Raw genomic sequence first — 10,675 nt, 5'->3', positions numbered from 1 at the left:
AAAAATTTCCGACTTTTTAGACCAATTTGCTGCCACCGCAGTAGGGCAGTCTATTATCGGACAGCCTCCTGGACTACCCTTTTCATTTCAACAATAAGCACCATCCCGGATTGAATCAGGTACTTACTGTTACTGATTCTCAGAAAAGCGGCCATTATACCCCAAAGACAAACAGAGTCAGCCGTTGCCAAACAAAAAAAGCCGTACTGCTCACCAGTACGGCTTGAGAGATAGAATGTTAATACTGAATACTTTTTGGGGTATACCTCGATATTCTTTCTCAGACTGGATGCGACTTGGGAAGAGCCGCCTCATAGCGTTCCTGATCCCTGACGGCCTCGATAACCATGGCATCCACCTCTCGCTCTGCTTCGAGCAACTGGGCAAGCTGTCTGGACTCAACAGAGTCAACAATGCCCCCACCCGATTCCTTGCTCAGCGCTTCTTGCATATCAGCCATTCGCTCTTTTACCAGAAGCAGTGTGAAAGCCTGTGGATTATCAGCCCCCTCAAGACTGAGACTGTCGCCAAGGTGGGGCTGATCGACGGGATGTTCTTCACTGGCTGTCACTGTTGGCTCTGCCGAGGTTATCAGAGACTGTGATTTTTTGGCATCCTCAGAACTCTGGCCAGGATATGGCTGATCGACTGTACTTTCTCCAGTGGCTTTCACTGACGTCGCTGCAAGCATCAACGCCTGTGGATTATGGGTGCTACCGGGATTAGCGACGGGATTTTTTTCACTGCCTGTCATCGGTGGCTCGGCAAGCAGTACCAGAGCAAGGCCTTCGGCAGCATCAGTCAGCTGTTGGTCAGATGGAGCGGCCTGACTTCTCACTGCAGCCAGTGCAGACGTATCTCGAGCTGAATAGAAACCGAACAGGTTATCAACCAACTTCGGGTTTACCAGCGATTTCAAATGCTCAGTAGAACCTTCAACACCCTGGTGCTGAAGACTTTTAACGTTACGATCAGATTCCCGAATGGTCTTCTTGTCATACTCAGCAACAATGAGACTGGCCAGCCTGGAGCGAACCTCGTCGCTGTCAAAACGCTTTTCTAATATCTTTAATTCATGTTTAAGTTCATCCAGCTGCTCTTCACCGGATTCCAGTGATTCCGGACTGACAGGCTTCACCAGGGGGACCGACAGGTCCCTGACCGCATTATTCTCAGAACTCAAAAGCAGTGCTTGTTTTGCAGTCAGTCGCACCTCCGTGGTCATTTTCTTACCTTTTAATGCTTCTATTTCAGCATCCAGTGCTGGCTTCTGGTAGTCAGGAGCGCGGCCCCGATATGCCATTTTGCTGTTGATCGAACTCTGCGTTACCTCAATCGATTTTTGCATTGCACTAATGTCCGATGCGAGAGAGACTTGTGCCTGCCGGTCTGCAGCGCGTATTTCAATCGTTGTCACACTATTAAGTACTTTAATGTCATTAATTGCACCTCTTAAGGACAACAACAGGTTTTGAGTATCAGAAAGATCAAGCTCCCCGGGGGTCAGGGCATTATTATGGGCAATAGTGGCACGCAACGAATCAAGCTTGCCCTGCAACGCCTGCGCCAGATAGTTAACGCCACCACCATTATTTGCAGGCGCATTCAGAGAGACCCCTCCCTGACTTCCACCCGAGCTGCCCCCCCCGATTTGCGAGACAGAGTTTGCTGAACTGAAGCCACTACTTACCCCATTTCCAGGACCTGACGAAACGTTAACCGGTACGCCCGGAGCAGGAGTAATGCCTGTTTGTACTCCACCGGATTCTCCAACTGAACTCGACATAATAACGCCCTCCCTGACCCTGCCATGCCTGAAATTTCAAATATTCTTTTAACGGGCAATAAACAATCCCCGGAACATCTTCATTGCAACTTGCCACCCACAAAACTGGTCAATTTTTTTGCCTGCAAAAGCTCATCTTTCCAGCGAGCAGATTGGCTTGCCCTGATCACGGCTTCTGACAAGGCTGCTTGGGCCAGAGACCACTGTTCAATCTCAATAAAGGATTTAGCCATCATCAAAGATGCCCTTGGGTCCTGCTGATCAAGCTTTGCCCCATGAGCCAGCGTTGCCGCAGCCTGGGCAAACAGGGAAAGCTCATACTGAGACAAGCCCAGGCCAAGGAAATAGGAATAGCTGGTATGATCAAGCAGGCAGAGATGTCGGAAGATCTTTAATGCATCGGTATAATGCCCGGAATTAAATTGGGCAAAAGCCACCCGGTATACAGCATCAAGCTGGCTTTGGTCCATATTACGAAGTTCTTTCATGGTGCCACCGTTAGCCAGATAGGCAAGCCAAAGTGACGCAGAGGATGGCTGATCAGCCTTATTATCCATAACCCTCGAAAGCCTCATCCCTGATAAAATTATGTAAGGTATTATTCAATTATAACCAGTTTATATTTATATCCATTCATCATTAATAGCAACAAGGCAGAACACCCACTCAATCACATTAAAAATCAAACGTTTAGACCAATTAATGGGGTATCTGTTTTTTTCAACCGGCACTTGGTTAAAAATTAAATCACCCGGAATTAGCGGAAACATGCAATGATTGTGAGCATAACCCGGAAATTAGCTACCTGTTTCTGAACGGGATCATAAAGAGTTTATGGGAGTTCTCATTTGCGGGAAGGTACGCTATGCATTCCCACGGGGGACCGACGAGCCCAAAAAAAGAGGGCATGCGCCCTCTTATTTCAAATTGTGCTATTGACTGCCTAGAATGCAGCAACAGAGTAAGTCAGGTAAAGACGGTTAATATCCAGGTCAGAAAGACCTCCAAGAGTACTATTATCCTGAACATCGCCCCGAGCTCGGTAATTAGTGTAAAACCAGGCTACAGACAGACCTTCAAGAGCCCCATCAAATGCATAATTTACATAACTGCCGTACTCATTACGCTTGAAGTCATTAATCTGTTTAGCATCAGTACCTTTGCCGTACCATACATCCCAAGTCAAACCGCTGAAGCCCTGGTCAGCAAAATTGTAGCCCGCAGAGAGTACATACGCTTTCTCACCTTCTTCTGCATAATCTTCCCACAGTGACAAGCTGGAATTGAATTTGTCATGCTCACCATCAAAGTAGTCAGAGTTATAATCACCATCTTTGGTATTGTTGTAACCAAAAGCGACATAAGCATTGTCATAGTTATAAGTTGCATTCAGGTTATAGTACTTGGCTTTTGCATCATTAAAAGGCTGATCACTCTTGACCCTACCGTAACGAACATCAAGTTCAACTGAACTCATATCATCAAGCTCAAAACCATAACCAGCTTTCAGGAAAGTCTGCTTGGCATAGTCTTTTGAGTTGCCATATTCTGCTGCAAGGTCCAAGCCTTCATAACTGTAGCTTGCCCCCACAATACGGAGATAATCAAGCTTTACGCCGTTACCATAAAAGTCGCCACTCAATGTTGAAGCATCCCGCTCACTAACACCGGTGATTTCAGTAAAATATGCATTAACTCCTTCGAAGCCAACCGAAAGGTCGTAACCTGTGGAGCTGGCCGCCAGAATCCGAGACCCGGAATCAGAATACGTTTCGGTACTACGTTTCTTGACACCAACAGTACCTTCAAAATCAACACCACTGAAAGAGTGCTGCGCTTTCAGATAAGCCTGCTGAAACCCGGAAATAGCATCATCTTGATTATCATCAGATCCACCAGCAACGTTAGTAGCAAATCCTGAATCAACATCCAGCGGCCCAGCGTAACCCGCAGTGACAACCGCACCAACCAGACCATTAACGTAACCCGTATCAAAATCAGCAATCAATGCATGAGACCAGTCATGTCCGCTGGTTGCACCAGCACCTTTATTGTTTTCATCAAAGTAGTAATTCTTATAGGTAAACGTCAGGCTCGGATCCATAGTCAAAGATTCAGATGCCTGCACAGAAGTAGCGGCAACAGCTGCAGCAACAGCTACACCCAATGCGCTTTTAGCGAGGGTTTGCATAATCGGAATGCTCCTTGTGAACTTTGTGTTGTGTTTATTATTGCGACTACCACCAACTGACATAAGCAGTTCCCCTTGGCGATATACGTCCTGTTCGCAACGAAAAAATATTCTTCTACAACCCTGATCAAATTGCAACCACAAAAAAAAGGAGCCGTTAGACTCCCTTGATTTTGAAGATTCTGCGAGCAGCCTAGGATGCAGCAAACTCTTTCAGTTTTTTCAATGGCCTTACCTTTACCTGAATAGAAGCAGGCTTGGCGGGTACATCCATTAATTCGCCAGGTTTGAAAGGATTTGGAACACCTTTTTTGGCTTTTTGCGCCGGTTTTTTCTTGGTCACAATTTTTAGCAGCCCGGGCAAGGTAAATTCACCACAACCCCGCTTTTTAATATGGCGTTCAACCAGATCGCCCAGCTCATCCATTACCGCACTTACTTGCTTTCTGCTAAGCCCGGTATTTTCTGCAATTTCTGCCAGCATCTGGGTCTTGCTGTATTTTTCCTTGATTGCGGGTGCTTTTTTCCCAGCCATAGTGATACTCTCCTGATGAAAATTCCTTTTAAGCCTTCCCTGAGGCCATCCCTTTTAAAGAGGGTATTGAGTGATGTTATTGCTGCTGTCCGGGGTAAGGCGATCTGCCTTTACCAGCTGACTGCAACTATCAGCTATTGCATTACCTGCCACAACACCAGGCGGATTTCGTACCTCCATAAGGCATAACGAAATATGCCTTATCACTTCAAGAGTACAACGCTATCTATTAACAACCTCTATACATTTTCACCATAATCCAGGCGGTAATAGAAGTCGACAGCAGTTAATATCCAAGGTACTGAATACCACTATAATATCGGTATTTTTCCACGTCGAGTATTTTTTGCCATAAGATTTACACCATAATCATAGAGTCAATCAAACTTTGCACAAATCACCAGAAAGTCCACAGCGCTACCTGGATCGTTATTCCTGTTAAATTTCCAGCAGGGTTGTCAATATTTGAGAAAAAAACATCATAAAGGTACATTAACCACTGATATGGAAAAACGTGTGTTCCATCATAATAAGTCGCACAACGTGTTTGTCGGGCTCAATGTTGTAACTCGAAAGCTGTTCAGATAGTCATGATAAAAATTCACGACAGCTTTGCACCATATTCTGTTTTCACGGATGGCTGCTGTTCTGAAAAGTCTACGCGTAGCAGGGCTCGATGTTTTCAACTAATAACAGATTAAGGGAACAAGCCTTGAAACATTTAAAAATAGTTCATCTGTTCACCGGCCTGCTGGCATTTTTTTTCGTCATTGCCATTATGACCAACCTATACCTGCCATCAACCGCCGCAGCCAACCCGGTGGTTGCATTATTGCTGATGGCTGCTTCAGTTAACCTGATAACAGGAGCCTACCTGAACAGACGCGATGGCTTCCAACGGTGGCTGCAAATAGCAGGGTCTATCCTGCTGCTCTTGGCGCTCACAGCGGCGGTTGGCTTTACCTTTAACAGCACCCAAATGATCTCTGGCGTTACGCTCGACCAGTTAACGCTATTCTCAATCAGCACGGGCACCCTGTTTCATGTTATCGCCAACCTGCCCGGAATGTCCGGCTCATCGGCTGAACCGATGGACCACTCCGGCCGGGAAACCGGTTCGGTCAAATGGTTCAATATCACTAAAGGGTTTGGCTTTATTACCCGTGATATGGGTGAAGATGTATTCGTCCATTATCGTGCCATCCGTGGCGAAGGACACCGAACCCTCAGTGAGGGACAGCGGGTTGAGTTCATTGTGGTTGAGAGGGACAAAGGTCTTCAGGCAGAAGATGTTATTGCCGCACCAAGAGGAAAATAGGTAAACCCGGTCTTCTGGCTGGATACGGATAATCCAGCCAGAAACATCCAAAGCCGTTTAATCATGATCACAGTTCAATCAATCACAGTTCAATCACAGTTCAATCACAGTTCAATCAATAGTGCGGAGGAAGTAACTCTTCCTGACTTTCCAACTGCTCTGCAACCATCTCTTCAAATTGCTTTTTCAGTTGCGCCATGGCTTCTTTCAATCGGTCAATATCTTTCTGCTGCCGGGTAACCACCTCATTCAATTGGGCAATCGTATCCTCTTGGTAACTCAACTGGGTTTGCAGCTCAAGCAGTTCATTTTGCATCGTTTGTTACTCCCACAGCCAGACCACTTCCGGTCATCAACAATCAGGAAAGATCAATTCCCCGGCAACGGAAAGTGGAGTAAGCTGCAGTCTACTCCTTGAGCTTCAGCCTTCCAAATTTACCAAACCTGTTTGCGCCCACTGAAAGGAAGTCATATCAGCAATGACCGTTTTCAATTTTCCTATCACCGCTGAGAGCTGTTTATCCGTGTATGGTATAGCAGGATGCCTGCCCCAGACCGGCGCTGGCCAGGCAGCATCAGCGGTGAAACGGACAATATGGTGAACATGCAGCTGTCGCACCACATTACCCAGCGCCGCCACATTCATCTTATCTGCACAGAAAAGCACCTGTAGCATTTTTGCCAGATAAGAGGACTCAAGAAGCAGCTGCTGCTGAGCTGCTTCCTCCAACTGATAAATCTCCGTCACTCCGGGGATACGGGGAACCAGGATAAACCAGGGATACTGGCTATCGTTCATGAGCAAGAGACGACATAGACGAAAATCACCAACAACCACACAGTCTCTTGCCAGCCGGGGATCCAGTTCAAAGCTACTCAAAGCACGGCCCATCCAAAGAAAAATAGAAAAGGTGTTCTTGTAGCCTGAAATATCCGGACTACGAGGCTGTCCGAGAATAGCGACCGTGGTGAGGATTGCGAGAAATTGAGGCTAAAAATTTCTGATTCTGAGGAGAATACCCTGAAGGACACAAGTAAAGGGGCTATTTGACGAAGAAACAGGAATTTTTTAGACCAATTTATAGCAACTGCAGCAAGGCAGTCTATTCTCGGACAGCCTCCCGGTTAACAGGCGATAATTCAGATCAACAACAGCGGAATTTGCAACAGCAGTTGGTATAATAATCGATTGACCTTAAAATAAACCATTAATTAACGTCAAATTTGACCCGCTTTTTTTGAACCCCCTTGGTAATCGAGCCCATGAGAACCAGTCAGTATCTGATTCCAACCCTTAAGGAAACGCCTGCCGATGCGGTGGTCATCAGCCATCAGCTGATGCTGCGTGCCGGTATGATTCGCAAACTGGCATCCGGCCTCTACACCTGGCTGCCCCTGGGTCTTAGAGTTCTGCAGAAAGTAGAAAGTATTGTTCGTGAAGAGATGAACCGTTCCGGCGCCCTGGAAACCCTGATGCCAGCGGTGCAACCGGCAGAACTGTGGCAGGAAACCGGTCGCTGGGATCAATTTGGCGATGAACTGCTGCGTTTTCAGGATCGCCACGGCCGTCATTTTGTCATTGGCCCAACCCACGAAGAAGTCATTACCGATATTGCCCGTCACGAGCTGAACAGCTACAAGCAGCTACCGATCAACTTGTACCAGATCCAGACCAAATTCCGCGACGAGCGTCGTCCACGTTTCGGCCTGATGCGTGGCCGAGAGTTCCTGATGAAAGACGCCTATTCATTCCATGCCTCTGAAGCGTGTCTGCAGGCAGAGTATCAGAACATGCACGCCACCTACTGTCGTATCTTTGATCGCCTGGGTCTGAAATATCGTGCGGTTCAGGCCGACAGTGGTGCCATTGGCGGCAGTGGTTCCCAGGAGTTCCACGTACTGGCCGAGTCCGGTGAAGACGCCATCGTCTTCAGTGACCAAAGTGATTACGCAGCCAACCTTGAGAAAGCCGAAGCGGTTGCCCCCACATTTGACCGCCCTGCTCCCTCTGAAACGATGACACTGGTAAACACTCCGGATGCCCGGACCATCGATCAACTGGTAGAACAGTTCAAGCTGCCTGTTGAAAAAACCATCAAGACCCTGGTTGTCGCCGCGGCAAAAGAAGATGACAACGAGTTCATCGCCCTGCTGATCCGTGGCGATCACGAACTTAACGAAGTCAAGGCCGAAAACCTGGCGGATGTGGCTACCCCCTTGCGCTTTGCCAGCGAAGAAGAAGTCAAGCGCATCATGGGTGCCGGCCCTGGCTCCCTGGGCCCGGTTAACTGCCCGATACCCGTGATTGTCGATCGGACCGTAGAGAAAATGGCTGACTTTGGTGCAGGCGCCAACCTTGAAGGCAAACACTACTTCGGCATCAACTGGGAGCGTGACTGCACCTTCAGCCGCGTTGAAGACCTGCGCAATATTCAGGAAGGTGACCCAAGCCCCTGCGGTAAAGGGCAGCTGTTTATCAAGCGTGGCATTGAAGTTGGTCATATTTTCCAACTGGGCACCAAATACAGTGAAGCAATGAACGCCACAGTGCTCAGCGAAAATGGTAAAAGCACCCCCCTGGCCATGGGCTGCTATGGCATCGGCGTGTCCAGGACCGCCGCTGCCGCCATTGAGCAGAACCACGATGACCGCGGTATTATTTGGCCCGAAGCCATCGCGCCTTTCCAGATTGCCCTGGTACCCCTGAAGATAGAAAAATCCGAAGTCGTCCGCGAAGTGGCCGAAAAGCTTTACAAAGAACTGACGGCTGCAGGCTTTGAAGTTCTGATGGACGACAGAAAAGCCAGCCCCGGTGTCAAGTTTGCCGATATGGAGCTTATCGGAATTCCGCACCGTGTGGTACTCAGTGACCGGGGGCTGGCTGATGACATGGTAGAATACAAGCACCGGATGGCAAATGATAAAGAAAATATTCTGCTCAGTGAAATTACCGAACTGCTTAAACAACGCACAAACCACTAACAATACTCTATTTGCAAACTGCCTTTTACTCTCTATCAGTCGCTTACTGAAAACGGCCAACCCTAAAACCCTGTTAAGGGCTATGGGGTTGGTGGCCGCTTTTATCATGCCTCAGGCCAGTCAGGCGGAATGGCACGACCCTATTTTACAGAAAGTACTGTCGCGCTCACTGGATCAACCGGGCAGCCTCGACGATTCGTTTGACGACGAGGTTTGGCTTATTGATATGTCTGCCCGTCTCGCCCGTTTTATTAAAGAGCCAGAGCTTCGCCTCAAGGTGCTAAAGATGATTCACCTGGAAGCCTCAAAGGTAGATCTGCAACCGGAACTGGTGCTGGCACTGATTCAGACAGAGTCTGCCTTTGATCAGTATGCTGTTTCTTCCGCTGGAGCCCTGGGTTTGATGCAGATTATGCCGTTCTGGAAGAATGTTATTGGCCAGGATAAGGACAACCTCATCACCATCCAGACCAACCTTCGCTACGGCTGTACCATTCTCAGATACTACCTTGAGAAAGAGAACGGCAATCTGACCAGGGCGCTGGCCCGGTATAATGGCAGCCTGGGCAAAACCTGGTACCCAGAGCGCGTATTAACCAATTGGGAACGCCACTGGGTTGTGAATTAACCGGTGGTAAAGGTGTCAAACACCTGCAGAGGCTCTTCGGCAATGGAGATATTAACCACCCTGGCCAGGGGTGGTCCCTTGCGAAGCCACTGTTCTAGCTTGGCAATGGCTTCTGCGGGGCCACACATCAACACTTCGACCCGCCCATCCGGCAGATTTCTGGCCCAGCCACCAATGCCCAGACGACGGGCTCGCTCCTGGGTTGAGCCCCGAAACCAGACACCCTGCACCCTTCCTTCAACAAGGGCTCTTCTGCACACATCAGCCATTTGGCGAACTTTCCCGTAGTTACAGGCTGTCTCGGAATAGACTGCCTCTTGATGGTTATGCCAATTCCACCTGCTCAATATGAGCTGTGCAACCATTTTGGACAGCTGGATCTTCGTTGGAATTCCTCTCAATATCCACAAGCAGCCCTGCTATTACCCGTCATTCTGCCTTGTCCAGCTGTCCAAAATGACTTGCTCGCTATCCCATTCATAAGGCGGAATGGGCATTACTTAACGTTTGAATCTGCTCTTCAAGGCTTTTTTTGGTCTGTGGTCCAAATAGTTTGGTCACCACCTTGCCTTCCGGCGAAATAATATAAGTTGCGGGTAATACTTGGGGAAGAGGTTCGTTCAACGCGGTCAGTGGTGACTCCTGAAGTACCGGAAAGCGAATATCCAGCGCTTTTGCCTTATCAATTAATGCCCCCCCCTGGCTGCTATCAAAATCAACACCCAGCACCCTGACCTGGCCATCATTGGCCAGCTCATTCAGCTCCGGAATCTCCTCCCGGCAGGGGTCACACCATTCTGCCCAGAAATTCAACGCCAGCCATTGATCACTGGCCAGTGGGACAAAATCCCCGTTGATATCCGTAAAAGTGACGGGTTTGCTGCAGGCCGCGAGAACCCCCAACAACAGAACAACCAAAAAGTATTCCCATGTTCTTTTTATCCCCATGAATACCTCCAGAAAAACATGCATTGAGCTGCACTCATTCACGTTCATGCAGCCCATATCCTGTCTGACCAACCCTGAGGCTGTACAGCGCCCTTTCACCGGGTGCCAGCAGGCAGATTTCAGTATTAGCCACAGACAGCAGCTGATCAAGGCTGCCCTGCGCAAGGGGGCAGGAGTCCGATAATAGACAGCCCTACTGCGGTGGCAGCAAATTGGTCTAAAAATTCCTGCCTCTTCGTCAAATAGCCCCGCTACTTGTGCCCTTCAGGGTATTCTCCTCAGAATCA

11 protein-coding genes are annotated in these 10,675 nt (G+C 48.5%); 3 read left to right on the top strand and 8 right to left on the bottom strand.

The window, feature by feature from the left end; translation table 11 throughout:
• Nucleotides 1-280 precede the first annotated feature (280 nt).
• From KDK14_RS13390 to KDK14_RS13375, 4 genes are all read right to left on the bottom strand, one after another.
• Nucleotides 281-1,786, bottom strand: coding sequence for a hypothetical protein (locus KDK14_RS13390; RefSeq protein WP_257265659.1), 1,506 nt, complete (start codon nt 1,784-1,786; stop codon nt 281-283).
• Nucleotides 1,787-1,866: 80 nt separating this feature from the next.
• Complete coding sequence (locus KDK14_RS13385) at nt 1,867-2,343, bottom strand: hypothetical protein (RefSeq protein WP_257265657.1); 477 nt, start codon at nt 2,341-2,343, stop codon at nt 1,867-1,869.
• Between the two features lie 386 nt (nt 2,344-2,729).
• Complete coding sequence (locus tag KDK14_RS13380; protein WP_257265656.1) at nt 2,730-4,121, bottom strand: OprD family porin; 1,392 nt, start codon at nt 4,119-4,121, stop codon at nt 2,730-2,732.
• A 49-nt stretch (nt 4,122-4,170) separates the two neighbouring features.
• Complete coding sequence (locus tag KDK14_RS13375) at nt 4,171-4,512, bottom strand: HU family DNA-binding protein (RefSeq protein ID WP_257265655.1); 342 nt, start codon at nt 4,510-4,512, stop codon at nt 4,171-4,173.
• A 1,090-nt stretch (nt 4,513-5,602) separates the two neighbouring features.
• On the opposite strand from KDK14_RS13375, the gene KDK14_RS13370 reads away from it, so the two are divergent.
• Complete coding sequence (locus KDK14_RS13370) at nt 5,603-5,830, top strand: cold-shock protein (RefSeq protein ID WP_257265660.1); 228 nt, start codon at nt 5,603-5,605, stop codon at nt 5,828-5,830.
• A 115-nt stretch (nt 5,831-5,945) separates the two neighbouring features.
• On the opposite strand, the gene KDK14_RS13365 is transcribed toward KDK14_RS13370, so the two are convergent.
• Nucleotides 5,946-6,146: a SlyX family protein gene (locus KDK14_RS13365; protein WP_257265654.1), complete on the bottom strand. Its 201-nt coding sequence runs from the start codon at nt 6,144-6,146 to the stop codon at nt 5,946-5,948.
• Nucleotides 6,147-6,251: 105 nt separating this feature from the next.
• Nucleotides 6,252-6,722: an HIT domain-containing protein gene (locus KDK14_RS13360; protein WP_257265653.1), complete on the bottom strand. Its 471-nt coding sequence runs from the start codon at nt 6,720-6,722 to the stop codon at nt 6,252-6,254.
• 371 nt (nt 6,723-7,093) lie between these two features.
• Here KDK14_RS13360 and KDK14_RS13355 point away from each other — a divergent pair, with 371 nt between their 5' ends.
• Both KDK14_RS13355 and KDK14_RS13350 read left to right on the top strand, forming a co-directional pair.
• Nucleotides 7,094-8,812, top strand: coding sequence for a proline--tRNA ligase (locus KDK14_RS13355; RefSeq protein WP_257265652.1), 1,719 nt, complete (start codon nt 7,094-7,096; stop codon nt 8,810-8,812).
• A complete protein-coding gene (locus tag KDK14_RS13350) occupies nt 8,772-9,440 on the top strand; it encodes a lytic transglycosylase domain-containing protein (protein ID WP_257265650.1) in 669 nt (222 codons plus the stop codon). Before KDK14_RS13355 ends, KDK14_RS13350 begins: the two co-directional genes overlap by 41 nt.
• Here the strand turns inward: KDK14_RS13350 and KDK14_RS13345 are convergent.
• Complete coding sequence (locus KDK14_RS13345; protein WP_257265648.1) at nt 9,437-9,709, bottom strand: acylphosphatase; 273 nt, start codon at nt 9,707-9,709, stop codon at nt 9,437-9,439. The two genes, KDK14_RS13350 and KDK14_RS13345, sit on opposite strands and share 4 nt — an antisense overlap.
• Before the next feature lie 208 nt (nt 9,710-9,917).
• Nucleotides 9,918-10,436, bottom strand: a complete 519-nt coding sequence (locus KDK14_RS13340) for a TlpA disulfide reductase family protein (RefSeq protein ID WP_257265647.1) — start codon at nt 10,434-10,436, stop codon at nt 9,918-9,920.
• Nucleotides 10,437-10,675 lie beyond the last annotated feature (239 nt).

This window comes from Endozoicomonas sp. ONNA2 (genome assembly GCF_024606365.1).
GTDB lineage: Bacteria > Pseudomonadota > Gammaproteobacteria > Pseudomonadales > Endozoicomonadaceae > Endozoicomonas.
The sequence above is the reverse complement of the archived record's forward strand: the minus strand, read 5'-3'. Positions and strand labels throughout refer to the sequence as shown.